This is a genomic window from Escherichia sp. KTE159, assembly GCF_000408805.1.
GTDB lineage: Bacteria > Pseudomonadota > Gammaproteobacteria > Enterobacterales > Enterobacteriaceae > Escherichia > Escherichia marmotae.
The window spans coordinates 314,105-337,623 of record NZ_KE137295.1; the positions used below are offsets into that span (position 1 = coordinate 314,105).

17 protein-coding genes and 4 pseudogenes are annotated in these 23,519 nt (G+C 47.3%); 5 read left to right on the forward strand and 16 right to left on the reverse strand.

Going from position 1 to position 23,519, the window contains the following annotated elements; translation table 11 throughout:
* Positions 1–8: 8 nt before the first annotated feature.
* From A31E_RS01670 to gcl, 4 genes are all read right to left on the reverse strand, one after another.
* Entirely contained in the window at positions 9–1,151 is a 1,143-nt protein-coding gene (locus tag A31E_RS01670) for a glycerate kinase (protein ID WP_016249537.1), read from the reverse strand.
* A 74-nt stretch (positions 1,152–1,225) separates the two neighbouring features.
* Positions 1,226–2,113 carry a 2-hydroxy-3-oxopropionate reductase gene (locus A31E_RS01665; RefSeq protein WP_001020470.1) on the reverse strand — a complete coding sequence of 296 codons (888 nt, stop codon included), beginning with the start codon at positions 2,111–2,113 and terminating at the stop codon, positions 1,226–1,228.
* An 18-nt stretch (positions 2,114–2,131) separates the two neighbouring features.
* Positions 2,132–2,914 (reverse strand): hydroxypyruvate isomerase, encoded by a 783-nt coding sequence (hyi, locus tag A31E_RS01660; protein WP_001051316.1) that lies wholly within the window; start codon positions 2,912–2,914, stop codon positions 2,132–2,134.
* 12 nt (positions 2,915–2,926) lie between these two features.
* On the reverse strand, positions 2,927–4,666 hold the full coding sequence (gene gcl, locus A31E_RS01655; RefSeq protein WP_016249538.1) for a glyoxylate carboligase: 1,740 nt from the start codon (positions 4,664–4,666) through the stop codon (positions 2,927–2,929).
* A 393-nt stretch (positions 4,667–5,059) separates the two neighbouring features.
* Between gcl and dhaR the strand changes: the two genes are divergently transcribed.
* The 3 genes from dhaR (at position 5,060) to nhaC (ending at position 10,069) form a co-directional block, all read left to right on the forward strand.
* Positions 5,060–6,994, forward strand: a complete 1,935-nt coding sequence (dhaR, locus tag A31E_RS01650; RefSeq protein ID WP_016249539.1) for a dihydroxyacetone kinase operon transcriptional regulator DhaR — start codon at positions 5,060–5,062, stop codon at positions 6,992–6,994.
* A gap of 286 nt (positions 6,995–7,280) precedes the next feature.
* A complete protein-coding gene (gene ibeA / locus A31E_RS01645) occupies positions 7,281–8,651 on the forward strand; it encodes a putative intracellular survival FAD-dependent oxidoreductase IbeA (RefSeq protein WP_000397943.1) in 1,371 nt (456 codons plus the stop codon).
* A gap of 14 nt (positions 8,652–8,665) precedes the next feature.
* Entirely contained in the window at positions 8,666–10,069 is a 1,404-nt protein-coding gene (gene nhaC, locus A31E_RS01640; protein WP_001208427.1) for a Na+/H+ antiporter NhaC, read from the forward strand.
* 86 nt (positions 10,070–10,155) lie between these two features.
* Here nhaC and A31E_RS25930 read toward each other — a convergent pair.
* The 3 genes and pseudogenes from A31E_RS25930 to A31E_RS25505 form a co-directional block, all read right to left on the reverse strand.
* A pseudogene (locus tag A31E_RS25930) lies at positions 10,156–10,331 on the reverse strand (LysR family transcriptional regulator); the annotation flags it as partial.
* A gap of 4 nt (positions 10,332–10,335) precedes the next feature.
* Positions 10,336–11,508 carry a beta-aspartyl-peptidase gene (gene iadA / locus A31E_RS01635; RefSeq protein ID WP_016249540.1) on the reverse strand — a complete coding sequence of 391 codons (1,173 nt, stop codon included), beginning with the start codon at positions 11,506–11,508 and terminating at the stop codon, positions 10,336–10,338.
* 12 nt (positions 11,509–11,520) lie between these two features.
* A pseudogene (locus A31E_RS25505) lies at positions 11,521–11,795 on the reverse strand (hypothetical protein); the annotation flags it as partial.
* Positions 11,796–11,932: 137 nt separating this feature from the next.
* Here A31E_RS25505 and kptA point away from each other — a divergent pair.
* Positions 11,933–12,505: an RNA 2'-phosphotransferase gene (gene kptA, locus A31E_RS01630; RefSeq protein ID WP_016249541.1), complete on the forward strand. Its 573-nt coding sequence runs from the start codon at positions 11,933–11,935 to the stop codon at positions 12,503–12,505.
* On the opposite strand, the gene A31E_RS01625 is transcribed toward kptA, so the two are convergent.
* The 6 genes from A31E_RS01625 to A31E_RS01600 form a co-directional block, all read right to left on the reverse strand.
* Positions 12,500–13,678 (reverse strand): MFS transporter, encoded by a 1,179-nt coding sequence (locus tag A31E_RS01625; RefSeq protein ID WP_016249542.1) that lies wholly within the window; start codon positions 13,676–13,678, stop codon positions 12,500–12,502. The two genes, kptA and A31E_RS01625, sit on opposite strands and share 6 nt — an antisense overlap.
* A gap of 68 nt (positions 13,679–13,746) precedes the next feature.
* Entirely contained in the window at positions 13,747–14,607 is an 861-nt protein-coding gene (locus A31E_RS01620) for an SdiA-regulated domain-containing protein (protein WP_016249543.1), read from the reverse strand.
* A gap of 64 nt (positions 14,608–14,671) precedes the next feature.
* On the reverse strand, positions 14,672–14,929 hold the full coding sequence (locus A31E_RS01615) for a putative Se/S carrier protein (RefSeq protein WP_001517685.1): 258 nt from the start codon (positions 14,927–14,929) through the stop codon (positions 14,672–14,674).
* Positions 14,926–15,693 (reverse strand): putative 2-hydroxyacyl-CoA dehydratase activator YjiL, encoded by a 768-nt coding sequence (gene yjiL, locus A31E_RS01610; protein WP_001517686.1) that lies wholly within the window; start codon positions 15,691–15,693, stop codon positions 14,926–14,928. Before yjiL ends, A31E_RS01615 begins: the two co-directional genes overlap by 4 nt.
* A gap of 9 nt (positions 15,694–15,702) precedes the next feature.
* Positions 15,703–16,854 (reverse strand): double-cubane-cluster-containing anaerobic reductase, encoded by a 1,152-nt coding sequence (locus A31E_RS01605; RefSeq protein WP_016249544.1) that lies wholly within the window; start codon positions 16,852–16,854, stop codon positions 15,703–15,705.
* Between the two features lie 118 nt (positions 16,855–16,972).
* Entirely contained in the window at positions 16,973–18,253 is a 1,281-nt protein-coding gene (locus A31E_RS01600; RefSeq protein ID WP_010378299.1) for a DUF445 domain-containing protein, read from the reverse strand.
* Positions 18,254–18,437: 184 nt separating this feature from the next.
* Here A31E_RS01600 and A31E_RS01595 point away from each other — a divergent pair, with 184 nt between their 5' ends.
* Positions 18,438–19,382 (forward strand): Rpn family recombination-promoting nuclease/putative transposase, encoded by a 945-nt coding sequence (locus tag A31E_RS01595; RefSeq protein WP_016249545.1) that lies wholly within the window; start codon positions 18,438–18,440, stop codon positions 19,380–19,382.
* Positions 19,383–19,624: 242 nt separating this feature from the next.
* Here the strand turns inward: A31E_RS01595 and A31E_RS26510 are convergent.
* The 3 genes and pseudogenes from A31E_RS26510 to A31E_RS01585 form a co-directional block, all read right to left on the reverse strand.
* Positions 19,625–20,023 (reverse strand): annotated as a pseudogene (locus A31E_RS26510) (aminotransferase class I/II-fold pyridoxal phosphate-dependent enzyme); the annotation flags it as partial.
* 77 nt (positions 20,024–20,100) lie between these two features.
* Positions 20,101–20,154: pseudogene (locus A31E_RS26820) on the reverse strand (GntR family transcriptional regulator); the annotation flags it as partial.
* A 93-nt stretch (positions 20,155–20,247) separates the two neighbouring features.
* Positions 20,248–23,511 (reverse strand): type I restriction endonuclease subunit R, encoded by a 3,264-nt coding sequence (locus tag A31E_RS01585; RefSeq protein ID WP_016249546.1) that lies wholly within the window; start codon positions 23,509–23,511, stop codon positions 20,248–20,250.
* Positions 23,512–23,519: the final 8 nt, after the last annotated feature.

The window sequence follows — 23,519 nt, forward strand, 5'->3', positions numbered from 1 at the left end:
AACGGGAATTAACTTAGAACCGCACGAAAATATCCCGCCAGATTTTCTCCAAGGCGAATTAAATTATCTTCCCCTTGACTCAGCGCGGTGGGTAAATCACAAGGGCCATTGACGACGGAAAAACAGGCCTCTATTCCACACTGACGTAATTCATTCAGATCAAGTTGATCGTCGATATACCCGGCGATTGCTATCACCGGAACCCCCATCATTTGGGCGATTTTGGCAGCACCCACAGGCGCTTTGCCATTCAGGCTCTGACTATCTAATTTACCTTCACCGACAATCGCCAGGGCCGCATATTTTAAATGCTGGGTATATTGAATAGCTTCCAGCACGAGCGAAATACCGGGCTGTAGACGAGCATCAAGAAACGCCATCAACGCTGCGCCAACGCCGCCTGCAGCCCCGGCTCCGGGTATTGCGTCGACGTCTTTACCACAGCAATGGTGGATGCAACGGGCATAGTTTTTCATTCCCTGCTCCAGTTGCTCAAGATCATCAGCACTGGCCCCTTTTTGCTGACCGAAAACCCGGGTTGCGCCGTTATCACCGGTTAGTGGGTTGGTGACATCACAGGCCGCAATAAATTTCACATTTTTCAACCGTGGATCGAGATGTTGTAAGTCAATATGGTGAATTGCTGACAGCCCCATACCATTAACCGAAACAGAATTTCCATCAGCATCAGTGAACAGCGCGCCCAGTGCCGACATTAATCCAACGCCACCATCATTAGTAGCACTACCACCCAGGCACAGAATAACGGTATCAATATTGTGTTCCAGTGCAGCGAGAATAAGTTCGCCAGTTCCGAACGACGTCGTATAAAGGGGCGAGCGCAGGACTGGGGAAACCAGCTCTAGCCCTGAAGCCTGTGCCAGTTCTATCACTGCGGTAGTTTGGTTGCCTAAAATACCGTATTGCGCATGTATCGATTCGCCAAGCGGTCCAGTGACGGTTTTAGTGTAAAACGTACCGTCAGTCGCATGAATGAGTGTTTCGAGCGTGCCTTCGCCACCGTCAGCCACGGGCAAACACACCAGTTGGCTGCCTGGCAGGACCTTGCGCCAGCCAGTTGCCAGTGCTTCGGCTACTTTCCATGCGGGAAGGCATTCTTTAAAGGAGTCGGGGGAGATAACTATCTTCATAGCAGGTCTCTCAAAATAAGGGGATGGGGCAGGGCAACGAGTGAACAAAGGGAACCAGTGGTCCCCTTTGTTCATTATTTACGAATGGTGTAATTGGCTTGTGTTTCAAGCGCCCGAATTAAAGCGGAATGATCCCACTCTTTGCCGCCGAGCGCAGCGCAGGCGCTAAATAATTGTTGTGTCAGCGCCGTGTTAGGTAGCGGTGTATTCAACAGGCGGGCATTTTCCAGTGCCAGATTCAGATCCTTTTGATGCAGACTAATACGAAAACCGGGTTCGAATGTTCCTTTGATCATCCGTTCGCCATGAACTTCCAGCACGCGAGAGGAAGCAAACCCCCCCATCAGAGCTTCACGTACACGGGCGGGATCAGCACCTGATTTACTGGCAAAGAGCAGAGCTTCAGCCACCGCTTCAATATTCAGTGCAACAATAATTTGGTTAGCGACTTTACACGTTTGACCATCACCGGCATTGCCGACCAGGGTGATATTTTTACCCATCAGTTCCAGAATTGGTTTGATCTGCAAATAAACTTCTTCTCGTCCGCCAACCATAATGGAAAGCGTCCCGGCTTTCGCACCAACTTCACCTCCGGAGACGGGCGCATCGATATATTCCGCGCCAGCCGCGATAATACGTTGCGCAAACGCCTTGGTGGCAACCGGGGAAATTGAACTCATATCAATCACAACCTTCCCCTGGCTTAAACCGTGTATTACGCCATAGTGAGGATGAAAAAGAACATCCTCAACATGCGGTGTATCTGGGAGCATGGTGATGATGATTTCACATTCCTGCGCAACTTCACGGGGAGTAGAGCAAACAATGCCACGTTCACCAATCAGTTCTTGCGGTGCGGGTTCAAAATGTGCTGAAAAATAAAGGGTATGTCCGGCTTGTTGTAAATTATAAGCCATCGGCTTACCCATTATACCTGTACCGATAAATCCAATATTCATGATAAATATCCTTAGAGTTTAAATATGCGTCTCATTTTTTAGCCAGTCCAGACTTTCCGCCGTGGTCGTAGATGGAATATATTCGCAACCAATCCACCCCTGATAACCTATCTGGTCAATATAATTCAGTAACCACGGATAATTAATTTCTCCCGTACCTGGCTCATGGCGTCCTGGGTTGTCGGCTAATTGAATATGTCCAATGTTCTCCAGGTTGTTTTTGAGCGTTATGGCAATATTCCCTTCCATAATTTGCATATGATAAATATCGTATTGGTAGCGCAAATTAGGATTATTTACGGCATGAATAATATTGAGTGCTTGTCTGGTGTTGTTAACAAAAAAACCGGGAATATCTTTTGTATTAATGGCTTCCAGAACCAGCTTTATCCCATGAGATGCCAGCTTATCTGCCGCATAACGTAAATTTTCGACCAGTGTTTCATGGCATTGTTCGTGCGAATAACCACCGGGATGTTTCCCTGCGAGACAGTTAACTTGTGAACAGTTAAGCGCTTGTGCATACATTATCGCCCTGGAAACACCCTCCTGAAATTCTTTTGCCCGGCCTGGATGACATGCGATACCTCGCTCGCCATCTTGCCAGTTACCCGCAGGAAGATTAAACAGAACCTGACTCAGATTATGTTGATGCAGTTGCGAAGCCAACTCGTCAGTGGAAAAGTCATAGGGGAAAAGATATTCAACACCCTGGAACCCTGCGTGACTTGCTTGCGCAAAACGTTCAATAAATGGATGCTCGGTAAAAAGCATTGATAAATTTGCTGCAAATTTTGCCATAATTCCGTTCCCCTATAAGTCGAGAGTTTCTTCAAATTCTGTGACTTTATTAATGTCAGGCCCCATAGCGATATTAGTCACTCGCTCGGTAATAATCTCTACGACCACAGGTACGTGAAATTCGTCACGCAAACGCTGAGCTTCTTGCAGTGCAGGTTCAATATCCTGTGGTGCGAAAACTCGAATAGCTTTACACCCTAATCCCTCTACCACCGCTTTATGATCAACGCCATAACCATCAATCTCTGGAGCATTAATATTTTCAAATGACAATTGAACGCAGTAATCAATATCAAATGCGCGTTGTGATTGACGAATCAAACCAAGATAAGCGTTGTTAAGTAATACATGGATATACGGAAGATTAAATTGTGCACCGACGGCTAATTCCTCAATTAAGAATTGAAAATCGTAGTCACCGGATATTGCCACAACGGGAACCGTTGGATCAGCTTTTACCGCGCCCAGTGCAGCGGGCATTGTCCAGCCTAGCGGGCCTGCCTGGCAGGCATTAATCCAGTGGCGCGGGCGGTAAACATGCAAAAATTGGTTCGCAGCAATTTGTGCCAGGCCAATTGTCGAGATATAGCGCGTTTCAGGTCCGAAAACCTTATTCATTTCATGGTAAACGCGTTGCGGTTTAATCGGATTACAATCAAAGTCTGAGCGACGAAGCATTGTACGTTTACGCTCGGCACATTCGGCAACCCAATTACTGCGTTCTTTCAGCTCGCCGCGTGCTTTCATATCACGGGCAACTTGAATAAATAGCGTTAAGGCGCTTTCAGCATCTGAAACAATGCCCAGATCTGGCGCAAATATTCGGCCAATTTGCGCAGGCTCGATATCAACATGAATGAATTTGCGACCTTCTGTGTAGGTCTCAAGGGCTCCGGTATGGCGGTTTGCCCAACGGTTACCGATACCAAAAACAAAATCTGAGGCCAGATAACTGGCATTGCCATAGCGGTGACCCGCCTGACATCCCATGCGGCCAATCATTAGCGGATGATCGTCTGATAATGCACCCCAGCCGCGTAAGGTTTGAATGACGGGAACGCCGGTTAATTCGACAAACTCGCGTAGCAGTTCGCTTGCTTCGGCGTTAATAATTCCACCGCCAGCGATGATTACCGGTTTTTCGGCGCGGTTTAGCATTTCTAATGCGCGTACTGCCTGGGCCAGCGTTGCCTGGGGTTGCCAGGGGGGGAGTGGCTGATAGAGATCGATATCAAACTCAATTTCGGCCATCTGAACATCAAAAGGGAGATCCAAAAGAACCGGGCCAGGGCGGCCTGAACGCATTTCCCAAAAGGCTTTTTGAAATATTCCCGGTAACTGACCCGCTTCGAGAATAGTGCGTGCCATTTTAGTCACTGGCGTGGCGATTGCCTCGATATCGACGGCTTGAAAATCTTCTTTATGAAGTTTTCCTACAGGGGCCTGACCAGTAATGCACAGAATAGGAATAGAATCCGCGGAGGCAGAATAAAGGCCGGTGATCATATCAGTACCCGCAGGGCCAGATGTGCCGATACACACGCCAATATTGCCATTATGGCTGCGAGTGTAACCTTCAGCCATATGCGAAGCGCCCTCAACATGACGGGCCAGAATGTGATCGATACCGCCTGATTTTTTCATCGCAGCATAGAGTGGGTTTATTGCTGCGCCGGGAACACCAAAAGCAACGCTAATGCCTTCTTTTTTCAGTATTTCTACTGCAGCTTCGATTGCACGCATCCTCGCCATACATTATTTCTCCTGATATTTACGCTGATTAGAATAGCCAGCCAATGTTGGAATTTAACGATGAAATATCTTTGAGGAAATGAAATGGCAGAACAATTTTCGCTGTACTGTTTCACACTGAAACAGCTTTAATGATGATATTGTTTCAGTTTGGATAATTATAAATATCAAGTACAAAGATTTCAGATGTTGTTGGCAGTTTTAAAATTTATCTAATGTATCGTTCGTTTTTTATTGCTTTAAAGGTTATTCTTTCTAATGGATGAGTTATTACATTGTTGATAGGGTCTGTTTTTGTAGCAAAGTAGACCTGATATTATTGCGTTTGATCAATCTTACTGCCATAGCATTCTGATACAAGTTCTAAAAGTGACTTAAATGGATATTCTTATAATGAATAAAGAGTCGTATCATAATGATCTAAAAAATAAATGGAAAATGTTTGTTAAGCATGGTTGGGTTGCAACAAATTCGACAAATCATGTAATGCTGCGATCATGGCAAAAATGCCTGAAGCATTGTGATCCTCGCCACTGGAACACACCTGTTAAAGCTTCCGGGCAAACATTACAAACGATTTTATCTCGTAACAAAGAGTTTATTAGAATTTCGCAAAGAGTTGTTGAAGACCATTTTACGCTGTCTGGTGATGGCCACCTGGCATTTTTAATCCTAGATCCTCACGGTTGGGTATTATCGTTATATGCAGCAGATGATTATTCCAGTCAATTGAGAGATTTAGGGATTGAATCTGGCATGTCATGGGCGGAAGATGGAATTGGAACCAATGTATATGGTCTCTGCCGGGAAACAAATTTATATACGCAACTGGAAGGTGCAGAGCATTTCAGTGAGCAATTGCATAGCTATGCAATGAGCTCCGCTCCAGTCATTGATTATTATGGTAATATTCATGGATATATTTTATGCATAACTGAAGCAACAGCAGAACTCGTTAAATTAAGAACATCATATTCATGTGCCACAGAAATTGCTAACTATATCTATATTGAAAATGAGCAAAAATTAATAAATAAAGTGCTCTGTCAACACAATGCAGTGATTGAATGTATGGATGATGGTTTTATTTGTTGGAATAGCAATTCTTTAATTACAATGGTCAATCCTCAGGCGCAAATATTACTGAGTATTGATAAGGAAAATTTAATTGGTCAGAACATTAGAAAAGGATTCGTATTTCCGCCTATTTTAAATGAGGCAATTACGCAACGAAATAAACTATCACAAAAGCAAATTGTTCTTGAATGTCGTGGTGAGTTCATTGAGCTAATGGTTACCCTTCGTCCACTGAGTGATGGTTCGTTTCTACTTTTTCTTCACCCGTTAGATAAAATTAGAAAAATAGCCCAACAACAAATAAGTACTAACGCAAATTTTACCTTTGATAGTTTACATGCAGCTTCAAGCGGCATGAAGCAGGTACTGCTTATCGCTCGCCGGGCAATTAAGTCTATCTCTCCGATTCTGATCAATGGTGAAGAAGGGGTGGGCAAATTGAGTCTGGCGATGGCAATACATAATGAGAGCGAGCAACGTGATGGACCGTTTATTTCTGTGGATTGTCAGATGCTATCACCAGAAAATATCTTACACGAACTTCTTGGCTCTGATGTTGGCCCTTCGCCATCGAAATTTGAGCTGGCGCATAATGGCACCTTATATCTGGATAAAGTGGAATATCTTTCTGGAGAGGTTCAGAGTGTTTTATTGAAAGTATTAAAAACTGGACTTGTTACAAGATCAGACAGCCATCGTTTTATCCCCGTACGTTTTCGTTTGATTACATGTACCAGTAGTTCTTTACGCGAGTACGTTCAGCAAGGGGCTTTTAGCCGCCAGTTATATTATGAGATCTCCATGAATGAAATTGAGATCCCGCCATTGCGTAAACGTCGGGAAGATCTCAAGCAAATGGTTGATGATATTATTGATAAATATCAGGAACGTACCAGAAAGAAAATGACGATCACGCCAGATGCAAATGCAGTTCTGCTTGAGTACCGTTGGCCTGGGAACATATCTGAGTTCAAGAATCGAATGGAGAAGGTTTTTATTAACTGCAATCGGCTTGTTCTCGGGTTGGAGAATATTCCTTTGGATATCCGCCAAAATAACGGTAGTGGTGAAGATGATATCCCTCATCTTACTTCACTGGCCGAACTGGAGATGCAAGCTATCGAGCATACATGTCGCATCTGCGAATGGAATCTGACTAAAGCCGCTGAGGTATTAAAAATTGGTCGTACAACATTATGGCGTAAGCTTAAAAACTATAATCTCTATCCGGATGTTGAACATGCAGACTGACGCTTTTCAAATTGAAAAGGCTTTAATATCGCAATGTTTCATTTTGGTGCAGTGACTGAATTGAATTGAAATATTGTGATGTGCTCCATAAATACCATTATGATAATAAGTTAAGGGGCAAGAAAATGTGTGCGCACTCCTGAAATAATAAAAAACAGGCAAAGAGAGATGATCTCCTTGTATGTCTGTATTAGCATGATGTTGCTTGTTAATAATTAAAAATATCAACGCGCTTATATAAGCGCGAGGGTTTATTTTACTCAATTATTGAATACGGAGATAAAGTATGGAATTTTATCTGGAACCCGCTCGCAATATACCTGTTCTGGCAACCACAGAAGTATTAGTTGTCGGCGGCGGGCCATCGGGTATTGCTGCAGCAATGAGTGCCGCTCGTGAGGGGGCGACAACGATGCTGATTGAGCGTTTCGGCTGTTTTGGCGGCATGATGACGACGGCTGGTGTAGAGTCAATTGCCTGGTGGCGTCATGAAAATACGGTGGAGTCAGGCGGGCTGGCGCGCGAAATAGAAGAAACCGCAAGATCAATGGGGGCGTCCAGCCCCGAGCCGCAATCGAATAGTCAGGCTATTAACGCCGAGCGTTTCAAACTCGTTGCGGATGCAATGCTTGAACAGGCAGGTGTACGTCGCGTACTGCATATTACTGCTGTTGATGTTATTAAGCAGGGTAATAATTTACTCGGAGTAATCACTGAGAGTAAATCAGGACGTCAGGCTATTTTGGCGAATGTCATTATTGACTGTACTGGCGATGCTGATATTGCATGGTTTGCCGGGGCACCATTTATTAAGCGCGATCGTGCAGAACTAATGTGCATGACAACTGTTTTTAGCTGTGCAAATGTGAATAAAGACGCGTTTATGCAAAATATTAAGACCACTCAGCCTAAATATGGTGATTGGGGAGCAGACGAAGAAAATAAAAATTGGTCTTATGATGTCCATGAATCTTGTCGTGATATGTTTAGTCCTTATCTGGGTAAAGTCTTTGCGAAAGGAAAATCTGCAGGAATTATTCCAAAGGATGTGACGTTAGGTGGTTCCTGGAGTACGGTCACCGAGTATGGAGATGCAAATTATTTGAACGTTGTTAGCATCCCGGCTGTTGATTGTACGGATGTTTTTGACCTGACACGTGCGGAAATAGAAGGCCGTAAGCAAGCTATGCAGGCAATTGAAGCTTTGCGTCAGTTCCAGCCAGGATTCGAACAAGCACAATTAAAAAACTTCGGTATGACAGTGGGAACAAGGGAATCAAGACATATTCTTGGGCGAAATAAACTAACTGAAGATGATATTTGTAATGAAGGGCGTCATGCTGACTCGATAGGTGTATTCCCTGAATTTATAGATGGCAATGGCCATCTTAAATTACCTCTCGAAGCGCATTATTTTCAAATCCCTTATGGTGTAATGATTCCGCAGCAAGTTGAGAATCTGCTGGTTTGCGGAAGAGCAATTGATGCAGATAATTTTGCATACGCGACAATTCGCAATATGGGCTGCTGCATTGTTACTGGAGAAGGTGCAGGAACGGCCGCTGCAATCGCTATTAAAAATAATACTGCCGTTTCACAGGTGGATATTAAGGCTGTACAGGAACGCTTACAGCAAAATGGCGTTAAAGTATTTTAACAGGGAATAGAGTTATGAGAGAAAAACCCAGTTTTTATGTCGCGCTAACACCGATCATTTTTATGATGATCGTGTTAGTTGTTGGCATCGGCGTTATGGGCTGGCCTGCCAGCGTCTGTTTATTAATTTCAGCGGCTTTTTCCTGCATTATTGCGATGGCTAAGCTGAAGTATACCTGGGATGAAATCCAGGGTTTTATTATTGATAAAATTTCGGCAGTAATGGCACCAGTACTTATTGTTATTTTCGTTGGCTTTATGGTCGCGACATGGAGCTATGCGGGTACGCTGCCGATGCTGGTTTATTACGGTATGTTACTGGTTGCTCCCGCATGGCTTTATGCCATAGCGTTTTTTCTGAACGCAGTGTTGTCCTATGTTTCTGGAGCATCATGGGGGTCTGTCGCTTCAATTGGTGTTGCCCTAATGGGGATTGGTTCTGGCTTAAATGCCGATCTTCCGATTCTGGCGGCGGCCATTGTTACTGGGGCTTATTTTGGCGACAAACTTTCACCATTAAGTGATACAACCAACCTGACTTCTGCGGTTACCAAAACTAAACTCTATGATCTGATTAAATATCTGCTCTGGACAACCATCCCATCAACGATTATTAGCCTGTTGTTTTTTACCTGGCTGGGGATGATTCATACTTCTACAGGGTCTATTTCTCCAGAAAGTATGCAAATGCTGGTACAGCTCAAAGAATTATATAAGTTTGGTTTGTTACCGCTATTACCTATGCTTATTGTTTTGTGCTTTACCTTTTTGCGTTTGCCTACAGTACCTGCATTATTAAGCAGTGCATTTGTGGCAGTGCTGGTTGGATGGCTGTATCAAGGTTTCCCGTTGGCAGAAGGTATTAAGGCCACAATGAGTGGTTTCCGTCTGACGATGATCACTGATTCAACGACGTTGTTACCTTCGGTGAAAGAACTACTTGAACAGGGGGGGCTTAATAATCAGGGCGGTTTCCTGTCATTTATTATCTGTGCCATGATGTTTGCTGGCATCCTGACGGGAACTGGAATGATGGATGTCACATTACAAAGTGCGGCAAACAAAATAAAAAGTGCTTTTGGTGCTATTCTGGCAAGCGGTGTTTTAGCAATAATCATTAACTTGCTTACCGGTTCTGATGGTTTAAATAAGATTGTTATTTCCGAATTGATGATGAAGAAGTTCGAAGATCTTAATTTATCACCATTAGTCTTAGCCCGAACGCTGGAAGATTTTGGCACCATGAGTGCGCCAATTATTCCGTGGTCGGCTGCTGGGTTATATATGGCAACAACATTGGGTGTTCCGACGTTTAGTTATCTGCCGTACTGTGTGTTCTGTTTCTGCTCGATGATATTTGCGTTGATTTATGCTTCTACAGGTTTCCGTTTACTGCGTTTTAATGAAGCAAAAGCCTGAGTTATTCAAGATAATAAATGCGTTTGCCGGATGGATTAATCTCCATCCGGCGTTAATGTCAGAATCCAATTTTCTCCAGAAAAATTTCAGCTAAGCACAGTTTCCAGCTCGCGTATTTCACGCCAGAAGCGTTCCGCTACTGGATTTATGCAGGTGTTCATTCGGTATGCGTAGGCCTGAATCGGGATCACCAGCTCGTCCCGATTCAGAACAATAAGCTACCGCTGCGAATTTCCAGTTGAATTGTCAGGTATTCTCGTAACCGCTTATGCAGTTTCAAACGTTCCTTTCACACACGCCTTGCCGTCTTTGACCATCAGTTTGCCGCGAGCGTATACCTGCGCAATGCGCAGCTTCGGTGTCAATACCAGCAAATCCGCGTCATTACCTGGCAGGATTTCACCTTTCCCGGTCAGGTTAAGGAAACCGGCTACGCTACTGGTGAGCGGGCGCAGGGCATCGCTGATACTGAAACCGTAGTCTTTAACCAGCACCTGTACGGTTTCCAGCAACGTCTCAAAACCCGCAACGCCGATATGGGTTAAATTCCCTTCGTCGTCGAAGAAGGGTTGGCTGCCGTTGCCGTCAGAGCTAAGGGTGACGCGTGCCAGCGGAATACCCGCCTGAACGGCGCGGGCAATACCTTCGGCAGGGGCGACCGGTTCGTCAATGCTGCTGGTAATGTCGATGGTGCCACCCTGGCGCGCGAACTCCAGCGCCTGCTCAAACAAAGGCACGTTGCGGTTAACATGCGTCGGCAGCAACTTACTGATTGGCACATCGCAGTTTTCCAGGAGGTCATAGATGGGCTGTAACGCCTTTTTGCTGTCGCCCATGTGGAACACGGTGACGCCAGGCTTACCGCCGAGCAAGCCACCAACGCGGGATTCTGCTGCCATATTGGCCAGATGGTAAACATCCGGCGCGGCGGAGCGGTGATCAGAGATGGCACATTTCACGCCAATCACGCGATCGATAATCGCCACATCCTTTTCCACAGAACCCGTAATGGTGCGGGAAGGTACATGATAAGCACCGGTCAGCATCCAGGCGCTGATGCCTTCTTCATTGAGTGCTCGGGTCTTGGCGAGTAGGGATTCCGGATGGCGAGAGATAGAGTCAGTGCCCAGCAGGCCAACTACCGACGTGACGCCCGCTTCCGTCAGGCGGCTTAATGCTACTTCCGGCGTGCGTGTTGTGGGGCCAGCTTCACCGCCGCCGCCAATCAAATGGACGTGTTGATCAATAAAACCCGGACAGAGGATCTGCCCGCTGAGATCGACAACCGTGCAGTCCGGTACGATGTCAGAAGGGATATTGCTGGCAACGGCGATAATCTTGCCGTTAGCGATTAACACATCGCAAATACCCCGATCCTCCGGCGCATACAAATGCGCTCCCTGCAACAGGGTAAAACCGGCTGCGGAATAATCAATCATGGTAACTCCTTGTTAAACAATAAGCTGCATAACCCAAATCGACAGCAATGCGTTAATCACGCAGACCGTAATGATATGCGGGTAATATTTGGCATTCACTTCGGCTGTCTCCAGGCAGCGACCGACATTTTGCACCGGGTTGCCCATTAAATACATCGCGAGCAGTAAAACGGTGACATCATGATCGGTTAATGCGCCCGCGGTCGCCTGGCTGGCAGCAACGCCGACCGCGTCGTCCATACTCATCAACGTGGCTAAAAGACAGTTGCCGCTTCACCGGGCATTCCCACAACGTTTTTGTGACCGTGTGTTGCTACGTGTTTTTTGCAGAGTGGAAAAATAGGATTGAGTTGCAGAAAATTCATAAACACAGTGACAATAACGATGAGTAAGTAAAGGCAGAAAATACAAGGATGAATGCAAAATGGCAAAGTACAGTGAAAAAGATCTGGCGGATACGAGTAAGTTTTTAAGTTTTGTCCTCCGACATAAACCAGAGGCGATTGGCATCGTGCTGGATCGTGAAGGGTGGGCGAATATCGATAAGCTCATACTCTGTGCACAAAAAGCGGGCAAACGGTTAACGCGTGCATTACTGGATTCCGTGGTCGCCACCAGTGATAAGAAGCGCTTTAGTTATTCCAGTGATGGTAGGTGTATTCGTGCTGTTCAGGGGCATTCGACTTCGCAGGTCGCTATTGCCTTCACCGAAAAAACACCGCCACAATTTCTCTACCACGGTACGGCAAGTCGTTTCCTTGAGGCGATAAAAAGTCAGGGATTAATTGCAGGGGAGCGTCACTATGTGCATCTCTCTGCTGATGAAGCGACAGCTCGCAAAGTAGGAGAAAGACACGGAACGCCGGTTATCTTAACCGTCAAAGCACAGGAAATGGCGAAACGAGGAATACCTTTCTGGCAAGCGGAAAACGGGGTCTGGCTGACATCAACTGTTGCGGTTGAGTTTCTTGACTGGCAAGGGAAACAGCCCTTATGAAGTCACCACTTGCAGCTTAAACAATTGCACTGTGCAGATCAGCGCCGCAATAAACAACGCCGCTGCGCCACAGAGAGTGGCACTGGCGAGAGCCGATGTTCCGTTGCCGAGCAAACTGGTCAGCGCCGGGCCAAGAATTTGCCCAATGCCGTAAATAAGCGTCACAAAGCCTAACAGGTTGAGGTTTCCCGGCACACTAAGCTGGCGGGCGATGGTCATCACCAGCGAGGTGGTGCCCATAAAGGTGCCGCCAAACCCAATACTACTGATGATGAGTAATAAAGGCGAACTGCTGGCGAGGGTTAACAGTACGCAGATCGCCTGCACCAGTAAGTTCGCTGTCAGGCAAGGTAACGCTCCCCAGCGTTTTGCCGCCCACAGCCAGCTAAAGCAACCCGGGACAATCGACAAGCCAACCAGCGTCCAGAGATGGGCGGTTAACAATGGCGAGCCTGCATCTTTCGCCATCAGCGGCAGGTAAGTGGCGACGATGATATAACCAAAACCTGCCAGACCATACAGAATCGCCAGCAACCACCAACTCATCATCTGTTGATCGTTTTTTGCCAACGGCGCAGGCGCGATGAGGTGTTTTTTCGACGGGATCAATAGTGCCAGAACAATCAATATAATGGCAGAAAGCGCTCCGGCTCCTTGCCACAATGTTTGCGAGGAGAGGGTAAAATGCAGTCCCGCCAGCACATATTCATTGCCCAGCGCGATACCGACGCCAACGCCAGAAAACAGCGCCGCAAGTACAAAGGGATGGCGGGTATGTTGCATAATCAGCGTCGAGCCGAATATCAGCATTCCGGCGCTGGCGACGCCCGCCAGAAAGCGAATCAACAACACCAGAACAAAAGTCGGCAACCATGCCATCGCGAGGATCAATAATCCGGTTGCCAGGGCGCAAGCCAATAAAAACGGGCGCAGACGCGACGGCAGATGAAACGCGCCGAATGAAAACAGCATGCTGCCTGCCAGATACCCTGCGTAGTTGCCGCTGGCAATCCACGACAGTTCGCTAAATGAAAACGTTCCTTCCGCCAGCATGACAGGTAGCATTGGCGTATACAGAAAGCGGCCTAACCCCATCCCTAAGGCCAGAACCAGCATCCCAAAAAACGCGGTGCTGAAAGAGAAGCGTTCTACGGGATGCAATGAAGGGGACATGTTTTACCTTATTTGTATTTTTTTGTTGTTAACAAGTTAATAACAAAAAAGGAAAACATGCCAGCCTGTTAATGTGATGATGTAGGGGTAAAGCGATAAAAAAGATTGGGTTCGCCAACGATATAGATATTGCCAGTGGCGTCCATCGCTATCCCTTCGGCCTGTTTGATGTTATGTGACAAACCCCGGCTACCTTTGGTAAGCGACATCTCACCGATGACCTCGCCTGTTTGGGTGACTTCCTGGAGTGCGCGAGACTCATGAGACAGCACCAGAAGTGTATTTTTTTGTGGGTTAAATTCCGTGCCAGACACGTCGTCTAAAGTAAATTGCCGTTGTAATGATTTATCCTTGCTAATGTGCAACTCGTCACTACGTAATAGTCCGGTAACTTTATAGATCTCAATCGGGTTTTTCTCTTTAAAAAACCAAAAAGTGTGGTCCTGGCGAGAATAAGCCAGTCCTTCAAAACCACTATTGGTCGGCGTTTCCTGCAGCGGGATTTTTATTTTTTTGAGGATTTTCACCTCTGAGTTTTCATTAAGAGAAATGACATAAATGGCATAATCGCGCTCATCGCTAATGACAAACTGATTATCGCCAATGTATTCGATCGTCTCGAGATCTTTCACAAAATCCAGAGGAATAGTGCGGATCAAGTCGCCATTGGTGGTCATTTCAACAATTGCCGCGGGCTTGTTGATAGTGCTAAACAGGGTATTGCTCTGTGCCGACCAGGTCAGCGAGGAGATATTATTCGTTACACCTTCAATTTCTTTGCCGTCAATGGTGGCGTGGTAATTCTGAAATGATGTCGCATGATTGCTTTTACGGGCGCAAGATTGCACAAAGAAAAAACTCACGACTACGATGGCAAAAAGAATAGCAATACCCGTGATGCGTTTATGTAACGAAAAACTTTTTGTCATGGCATTCCCTTTAAGGAAAATCAATAAGATATCGAGAAGTATACGTAGCGATCTTAATGAATCCTTAACGCGGAGTTGAATCGTAATCTGCAATACACAGCCAGCTCCCATCCTGCTGATAATAAATTGACTCTGTTTGACCTGGGATAACCCATTGTGTTTCCTCACCAGCAGGACACCTCAACCAGATGCATAGCCCACAGCCTCCACGTAACTCACGGGGAATATCCGAGACGCGAAAAGCCATGCCCGCTGCTTGCAGCGCCTTGCGCGTTTGCACGACGCCGACCGTTGAATGAAATAAAAATAAGAATTCCGTCATGCCCGTTTTCTCTGCCGCTGACCAATCACTGCTGCGCCAATTGCGCCAGCGAATTGTGCATCAGGATGGGTATGTACTGGCATTCCCAGGTGAGTTTCCAGCATCCGGGAAAAGACCTGGCAATGGCTGACACCGCCAGTAAACAGAATCGGCGCTTCACAGGAGAGACGAGCAATGAAATTGGCGCTGCGGCGCGCCATAGCGTTAATCACTCCGGCGAGAATCGCTTCCGGCGCTACCCCGGCAGAACGCAGACTGATCACTTCTGATTCGGCAAACACCGTACACATACTGCTGATGGCGTGCGGTGGCACATTTTCGGTAATACAGTCGAGTTCCTCGATGCTGGTGCCCAGCGTACGCGAAATCACTTCCAGAAAACGTCCGGTTCCTGCCGCACATTTGTCATTCATCAGGAAGTCACACAGATTACCGTCACCATCAAGTTGAATTACTTTGCTGTCCTGGCCGCCGATGTCGATCACCGCGCGCGTTGCTGGCGCAAGAAACCGCGCTCCCAGCCCGTGGCAGGAGATTTCCGTCACCTGTTTATCGGCAAAATCCACCAGTTGCCGCCCGTAACCGGTGAGCGTCAGAAACGGCGTTGTCTCTAACCCTTCGCGCAGAGTTTCCCAGGCTTCTGTAATTGCTATTGCCGGGCGAAATGGCGTTGGAACGAGGAAACGGCGCATAATTACGCCGTCTGCCAGTAAGATCCCTTTGGTGGCGGTAGAACCGGAATCAATGCCTATCGAATACCTCACAGCCACCTCTTACAGCATCTCAATAAAGGCCGCGACGCGGGTACTGAGCTGCCCGATATCCGAAGTGGAGTAGTCCGTTTCAATGGCGATATAAGGAATGTTGTGCTGCTGGCGCACGTGACGTTTAATCGCCAACGATTCCATCGCGTAGGTATGGCACGCCTGCAAAATCACGTCTACCACGCCATCGACCTGATACTCCTCCACCATCTGGCTGAGCATTTTCAGACGTTGATCATTCGGAGAAACACAGGAGCAGCCAATCGCCAGATACTTGTCGGCCAGCGCATCATAGACATCGCCCGTTTCCGCCACACATTGCTCAGTCGCTTTTGCCCCCGTGCAGTTTTCATAACCGACCACCCAGCCGCCGTTCTCTTCAATCGCGCGCACCACTTTCTCTGCTGCGCCGCCAATTGGGCAGCCGGTAATTAAAATGCGTGGACGCGGCTCCAGCCGCTGACCTTCTTCCCATTGCTGACGAACGCGGGCGGTCATTGTATCCAGTTCATTGATCAATGCGTCTTTATCGAAACGGAAGGTTGCGCCGTAAACGACTTTCAGAATGTCGCTGCCGCTAAGCGCCGGGGGATTTAACTGCCCCAGATGATAGAAGTTCGCCAGTGCACGGCGTTCGCGATTTTTCAGTGTAATGGCATCGCGCAACGCGTCTTCTGTGATCTCTTGCCCGAAACGTTCTTCCACTACCTTTTGCAAGCGCAGCATTTCAGCTTTCCACAACGCGCGCGAAGCCTCGTCCTGCACACTGTTCGGCAGTTGCATCACATGCACGGGTTTAAACTCCGCCATGTACTCGTACATTTTCTTTTTGCCGTCGCAGGTAGTTTCACCGACCACCAGATCAGAAAAGTAAAAGTAAGGGCATTTATCAGTTTTGCCGAAGCCGTAGCTACTTTTAATCAGCGGACAGAGGTTGCGCGGCAGATCTTTCTCCGCTTCTTCAATGGTTTCATCAGAGGTGGAACAGAGCGAGACAACAACCGCCCCGGCGGACATTGGGATCTCCTGCGGCATAAACGTGCAGTAGGTGCCAACCAGCGGAATGCCGCGCTCTTTGAGATCCATGACGGTGAGAAAGCCTTTTTGGCGAGCTTCGGAGAACTGATCGAAAATGGCGGGTAGATCGGTGACAAGTGACATGATTTTCCTTCCCCGTAACACGGGAGATGATGAAAAGAGGCCACATTATTACCATGTTTTTAGTGTGGTTTATTTGATCTCTCTCGCGGTTAGCCTCTTAGCGTATTTTCATTGATCTCTAAAAATTGCCGATGGATAACAAGGTCGGGATTTGCGATAAAAGATACAGTATCAACCCGATACAACCCCCAACCAGCGTGCCGTTAACGCGGATAAACTGGAGATCTTTGCCGATGTTTAACTCGATTTGCCGTGACATATCGCGCGCATCCCAGCTTTTTACCGTGTCAGTAATGTGTCGCGTCAGGAATGCCGAAAACTCAGGCGCGACGCGGTGCGCGGCCTGTTCGAGATGACCATTTAACGACGCCCGCAAGGCGTCATCGGCAATTAACGTCTCGCCAAACCACTGACCTGCCCGCGCGATACGCTCCTTCACGCGAGAGTCTTCGCTGTTGATATCCGCTTTCAGCCACTGCCGTAAATCCCCCCACAATTCACTGAGATAGCGGTTAAAGGCTTCATCTTCTTTCAGATACGCTTTGATATTGTCGGCGCGCGCCGCCATTTCGGGATCGTTTTTTAGCTTATCGATCAACGCAAAGGTGGCGCGATCAAACGCATGGCGGATCTGATGAGCGCGATCGCGGCTGATATCATCAAGCAAAGAATTCACGGCGTCAGAAACCAACTCTGCGCTATGTTCACCCAGCCATTCGGTAGGCAAAATTTTGGCTTTTAGCGGGTGTTCACTCTCCAGCCAGCGGACAATCTGCTGGGCGATAAACTTGCGCGATTTATCACGCTGGAGCAGGGCAATCAACTGTGCGATCAGCGTATCGAGCAGCACCTGATGACGATCGTTTTTGGTCATGCTCTCCAGCATCAATGCACTGGTGCCGGAAAGATCCACTTTATCAATCGCCCGATGCACCGCGCGCTTAAGCAGACGCTGAATACGTGCATCATCGGTCAGTTCGAGAAAACCACTCATGATCTGCAACAGATGCTGACCGACACGGCGGGCGTTTTCCGGCTGGCTAAACCAGTTGCCAATCAATAATGCCGGTTCATGACGACGAATCAGCGCGACCAGCGATTGGGTATCAAGAAATTTTTCCTGCACGAACTGGCCGAGGTTTTCGCCAATCCGGTCTTTATTTCGCGGAATAATCGCCGTATGGCGAGAAATAATCGGAATCGGCACGCGGCGAAACAACGCCACCACCGCAAACCAGTCTGCCAGCGCGCCGACCATTGCCGCCTCTGCGATAGCCTTAACACCACTCACCCAAAAATTGGCGGGTAGAAAAAGCGTAACAACAAAGGTCGCAGCGGCGACGAGCAGCAAAGAGAGCGCCAGCATTTTGGCGCGTCGGAGTTCAATGATTTTATTCATATCGTAAGGATAGAGCCTGGCGGTAGATTCACGCAAAAATCGAGATGCCTTCCAGAAAAATGTATCGCTTGCAGGAGAACCAAAATAGCCTGGAAAGCGCCTCGGGGAATGGGAAATTACCGGGTGAGAGTCGGTTTATTAATCGCTAAAGTCAGGCCATCTCTTTTATAGGTGATGGCTCGCCATGACAAACTTCACGACCAGCACGCCGCATGACGCATTATTTAAATCCTTTCTCACCCACCCTGACACCGCGCGGGATTTTATGGAGATCCACTTACCCAAAGATTTACGTGAACTGTGCGATCTCGACACCTTAAAACTGGAATCAGCCCGCTTTGTCGATGAAAAATTGCGGGCGCTACACTCCGATATTCTGTGGTCGGTAAAGACCCGCGAAGGTGATGGCTATATCTATGTGGTGATTGAACATCAGAGCCGCGAGGATATTCATATGGCCTTTCGTCTGATGCGATATTCCATGGCGGTGATGCAGCGCCATATAGAGCATGATAAACGCCAACCGCTACCGCTGGTCATCCCTATGCTGTTTTATCACGGTAGCCGTAGTCCTTATCCCTGGTCTTTGTGCTGGCTGGATGAATTTGCCGACCCGGCTACCGCACGGAAACTTTATTCCGCCGCGTTCCCGCTGGTGGATGTCACCGTGGTGCCGGACGACGAGATCGTGCAGCATCGCAGAGTCGCCCTGTTGGAGTTGATCCAAAAGCATATTCGCCAGCGCGATCTGATGGGGCTTATCGATCAACTGGTAGTATTACTGGTTACAGAGTGTGCTAATGACAACCAGATAACTGCGCTGTTAAATTACATTTTACTGACTGGTGATGAAGCGCGTTTTAAGAAGTTTATCAGCGAACTTACCCGTCGAATGCCACAACAAAGGGAGCGAATAATGACGATTGCAGAGCGAATTCATCATGATGGATGGCTGTTGGGGAGGGAGAAAGGGAAAGAAGAAGGGGAACAGCGCCTCCTCCGATTGTTGTTGCAGAATGGGGCAGATCCTGAATGGATACAAAAAATCACCGGACTTTCGGCAGATCAAATGCAGGCATTAGAGCAGCCCTTGCCTGAAAGCAAGCGCGATCCATGGATCGAGTACTAATCAGAGACTGATGGCATACGAAAAACTGCCTGATGCGCTACGCTTATCAGACTTACATTTTATCTGCAATCTATTGAATTTACGATATTTGTAGGCTGAATAAGGCATTCACGTCGCATCCGGCATGAACAAAGTGCACTTTGCCTAAGTCAGGTTGGAACGTGGCGATGACCCAGCAGAGATAAAACGAGTTACAGGCGATTCGTGAGAGGAAATTCCAGCGCTTCGCTACTATTTCGTATTTATTCCATTGCCCGATACACGGCCTCGCCAATGTGCTTCAGCGCTTCGCGATAAGTTTCGCTGAGCGGTAAAGCGCAGTTGATGCGCAGACAATTACGGTATTTGCCGGAAACTGAGAAAATCGAGCCTGCCGCTACCTGGATTTTCATGCGGCACAGTTGCCGCGCGACGCAGACCATATCGACCTGTTCAGGCAGTTCTATCCACAGTAAAAATCCGCCTTTCGGACGTGTAATACAGATTTCGCAGGGAAAATATTCCCATATCCAGCAGGTATAAAGCGCCATATTGCGCTGATAGTTCTGCCGCATCCGCCGGATATGGCGATGATAGTGACCTTCCAGCACAAACGTTGCTGCCGCCATTTGCGTGGACGGTACATTAAAGCTGCTGGTGGCTGGGTTTTATGTTGCGCAACAAAATAGCCCGAACGTGGCTGCGGAGTGATGAGCTTCATCGTCTCTAGCGTCTGATACGCCTGCTGCACGGTACTGATGCTGACGCCGTGCTCCTGACTTAAGCTGCGCACCGACGGTAATTTCTCCCCGTGACGATACAGCCCTTGCTCAATCTAACGTTAATTCAGAATGGCCGGATAACAAAGTGTATCCGGCCTTCATAATTAATTTAAAGCACTCATATGATGTTCTTTAAAATTCTCTGCCTGTGCCAGCACACCCATATAAACATCATCATTCGCTACTGGCGGGAATTTATGCTTGTGTAGAAGCAGAATAAGTTCAACTTTTAGTTTCGCTTTAATATCATCGCGTTTACTCCAGTCAGGATATTTCGATGTGTTGTCAACCACGCTTTTCATCTCTTTTGCCAGCGACAGCATTTTTTCATCGTCATAGGTGAACTGATATTTATCGCGCATATGGGCAAGAATGTCGTAAAACGCTTTTTCTTCAATATCAATACCTAAATCGGCCCAGGTGCCCATTTCGGTTTTAATATCATAGATAATATCGGTCATTTCTTGGCTGAATGTATCAAATTCTTCACCGTTGAGTACATCATCTTCTCGTCGCTCATTATAACGATCTATAATCGCCTGGAAGCGGCGGGTGAAGTTAATCCCTTGCAACTGGTTCACTTTTTTGAAGTCGCTGATCGCTTTCTCCAGTAATTTTTGCAATAACTGGATCTTCGTTGCCGGAAGTTTGATCTTGTTAATTCGTGCCAGATAATCTTCGTCAAAAATATCGATAGATTCCGCTTTTTTGTCGCCAAGAAAATAAATTTCTTCTACGCCATCAGCTTTTAACGCTTCTGCAATCATTTCACGAACGCGTGCATTCATCTGGGTGACATCCGGTGCGTCACCTTTCGTCAGCTTGAAAACAATTGAACGAACAGCAAGATAATAGTGAATATAGTCACGTTCTGTCTGTGATAGTGCTTCGCTGCCACAGCAGACGTCGTAGGCGGCTTTCATGCGTTTAACCAGTCCCATAAAACGACGTTCAACTTTCTGGGTGCGCAGAACAAATTCTGCTGCGCGGTTGAGGCAGGATAATTGCGCTTGTGGTTCACCACTAAAATAATCCCGGCTGTCAAATTCGTAAAAGACTTGCCCCAACAAATCGAGATGGTTTTTAACTTCTATAACCGATTGCTGAATATCTTCAAAGTTGGTGGCATCAATGCGGGAATACATTGCCAGTGCCTGGTTCATCTGACTCTTAATTCCGATGTAGTCCACCACTAACCCTTTACTTTTGCCTTCCAGTTTACGGTTAACGCGAGAAATGGTCTGGATAAGGTTATGTTTTTGTAAGGGTTTATCAATATAGATAGTATCCAGTTCCGGGACGTCGAAACCGGTCAGCCACATATCAACAACAATGGCAATTTTGAAATTCGATTTAGCGTTTTTGAACTGCTTATCCAGCTCTTTACGATATTCTTTTGTGCCCAGTAAATCATAAATCGCCTCGTCGTCATCTTTACCGCGCGTCATGACCATCTTCACCATTTCAGAAGGCGGTAACTCTTTCTGCTCCTGTTCCGTCAGGACGACGCCATCAGGTGCTTGCTTCACTTCAAACCAGGCAGGGCGAATAGCTTTAAGCTGACGGTAGAAATCCCAGGCAATTTCACGGTTGGCACAAACAAACATGGCTTTGCCTTTTACGGTGGAACCTTCGGCTACGCGTTTTTCATAATGTTTCGCAAAATCTTCCGCGAGGGCTTTTAACCTGTCTTCATCACCCAGAACCGCATTCATGGTTGCGGTGGCTTTTTTGCTTTCGTCGATTTGCCACTCATTGGTGCCTGCGTTTGCGCACTCTTCGTAATACTTTTCGACTTCTTCCAGTTTGCTGGAGTCCAGGATCACTTTCGCCGCACGGCCTTCGTACACGATGCGTACAGTGATTTCATCCTGAACGGATTCGGTCATGGTGTAACTGTCGATCACCTCACCGAAGACATCGAGCGTCGCGTCAATCGGTGTGCCGGTAAAGCCAACATAGGTGGCGTTTGGCAGTGAATCGTGCAGGTATTTCGCAAAGCCATAAGTTTTGCGCACTTTTCCGCTTTCTTTATCGACGATGACTTTCTGGTCGAGGTTAACCTGGCTGCGATGTGCTTCGTCCGAGATGCAAATGATATTGCTGCGTTCAGAAAGAAGTTCGGTGTCTTCGGTGAATTTATGGATCGTCGTCAGGAATACACCGCCACTATTGCGTCCCGCCAGTTGATTACGCAGATCTTCACGGCTAGTAACGGGAACGATAGTGTCGTCGCCAATGTAATTTTTGGCGTTGCACATTTGCGCAGAAAGCTGATCGTCCAGATCGGTGCGGTCGGTGATCAAAACAATGGTTGGACTGGCAAACTCCACGCTCTTCATCAAAAGACGCGTTAAAAATTGCATGGTGTAACTTTTGCCACAGCCCGTTGCACCAAAGTAGGTGCCACCTTTACCGTTACCGAAAGGTTTACGCGCTTGCTTGATGCTGTAATAGAGTTTGCGGGCGGCATAGTACTGCGGATAACGGCAGCAAATTTTAACTTCGTGCTTGGCTTTATCCGGGAAGCAGATAAAGTTTTTAATCACATCCAGCAGACGTACCGGATGAAACAGCCCCTGAATCATTGAGTGCAATGACGGAATTCCGTCCTGTTCACGGTTTTCATTACCGGTGACTTTGCGCCATGAGTAAAAGTATTCATAGGGTGCAAACAGGTTGCCCATCCGGTTATTTACGCCATCGCTAATAATGCAGAGCGCGTTGTAGATAAACAGTTGCGGAATATCCCGGCGATAGCGTTTACATAGCTGCTTCCAGGCATCGCCAATACTGGCTTCCTGCTCGCGCACCGCACTTTTAAATTCAAAGACGACCAGTGGCAGACCATTGATATAGAGAATGCCGTCAGGAATACGAGTCTGATTATCTTTGCCGGAGATTTTAAGCTGGTTAACAATCTTAATCCGGTTAAGTGGCGGATTAAGATAGGAGGGCGGGAGTTCCGCTGCCTGTTGCAACGGGACATCTTCGGCGTCAAATATCTGGCGCAGTGCGGCAGGTAGATGCCGGGTGTCGAGCAATTCAATATAGAGATCTTTTTGTTGCCGATCGTCGCGTTTGAACAGAAAACCATTTGCCAGCCAGCGACAAAATGTTTTGTTGCTTTCATAAAGATCGGAGGCCGGAAGCGTGGTGAACTGTTTGATCAGTCGCTGAATCTCTTCTTCAGTAATGCCATCAGGCTGGTAGCGCGCCGCTAAATAATGACGGAGATCGTCTTCGATAATGACCTGCTCGAGGCTCGAACGTGGGACATTATCGCCGATCAGGTGTTGATATCCCTGATCCTGTAGCAGTTCAATGATCGCTTGTTCTAATTTTGCTTCACTGAAAGAGAGACTCATATCGCGCT

Coding starts and splice junctions, on each gene's coding strand:
- nhaC (WP_001208427.1), top strand. CDS start 8,666: ATGAGAGAAAAACCCAGTTTTTATGTCGCGCTAACACCGATCATTTTT.
- A31E_RS01605 (WP_016249544.1), bottom strand. CDS start 16,854: ATGTCACTTGTCACCGATCTACCCGCCATTTTCGATCAGTTCTCCGAA.
- A31E_RS01585 (WP_016249546.1), bottom strand. CDS start 23,511: ATGAGTCTCTCTTTCAGTGAAGCAAAATTAGAACAAGCGATCATTGAA.
- A31E_RS01625 (WP_016249542.1), bottom strand. CDS start 13,678: ATGTCCCCTTCATTGCATCCCGTAGAACGCTTCTCTTTCAGCACCGCG.
- A31E_RS01595 (WP_016249545.1), top strand. CDS start 18,438: ATGACAAACTTCACGACCAGCACGCCGCATGACGCATTATTTAAATCC.
- gcl (WP_016249538.1), bottom strand. CDS start 4,666: ATGGCGAGGATGCGTGCAATCGAAGCTGCAGTAGAAATACTGAAAAAA.
- A31E_RS01670 (WP_016249537.1), bottom strand. CDS start 1,151: ATGAAGATAGTTATCTCCCCCGACTCCTTTAAAGAATGCCTTCCCGCA.
- iadA (WP_016249540.1), bottom strand. CDS start 11,508: ATGATTGATTATTCCGCAGCCGGTTTTACCCTGTTGCAGGGAGCGCAT.
- A31E_RS01615 (WP_001517685.1), bottom strand. CDS start 14,929: ATGACGGAATTCTTATTTTTATTTCATTCAACGGTCGGCGTCGTGCAA.
- dhaR (WP_016249539.1), top strand. CDS start 5,060: ATGAATAAAGAGTCGTATCATAATGATCTAAAAAATAAATGGAAAATG.
- kptA (WP_016249541.1), top strand. CDS start 11,933: ATGGCAAAGTACAGTGAAAAAGATCTGGCGGATACGAGTAAGTTTTTA.
- A31E_RS01665 (WP_001020470.1), bottom strand. CDS start 2,113: ATGAATATTGGATTTATCGGTACAGGTATAATGGGTAAGCCGATGGCT.
- A31E_RS01620 (WP_016249543.1), bottom strand. CDS start 14,607: ATGACAAAAAGTTTTTCGTTACATAAACGCATCACGGGTATTGCTATT.
- ibeA (WP_000397943.1), top strand. CDS start 7,281: ATGGAATTTTATCTGGAACCCGCTCGCAATATACCTGTTCTGGCAACC.
- A31E_RS01600 (WP_010378299.1), bottom strand. CDS start 18,253: ATGAATAAAATCATTGAACTCCGACGCGCCAAAATGCTGGCGCTCTCT.
- hyi (WP_001051316.1), bottom strand. CDS start 2,914: ATGGCAAAATTTGCAGCAAATTTATCAATGCTTTTTACCGAGCATCCA.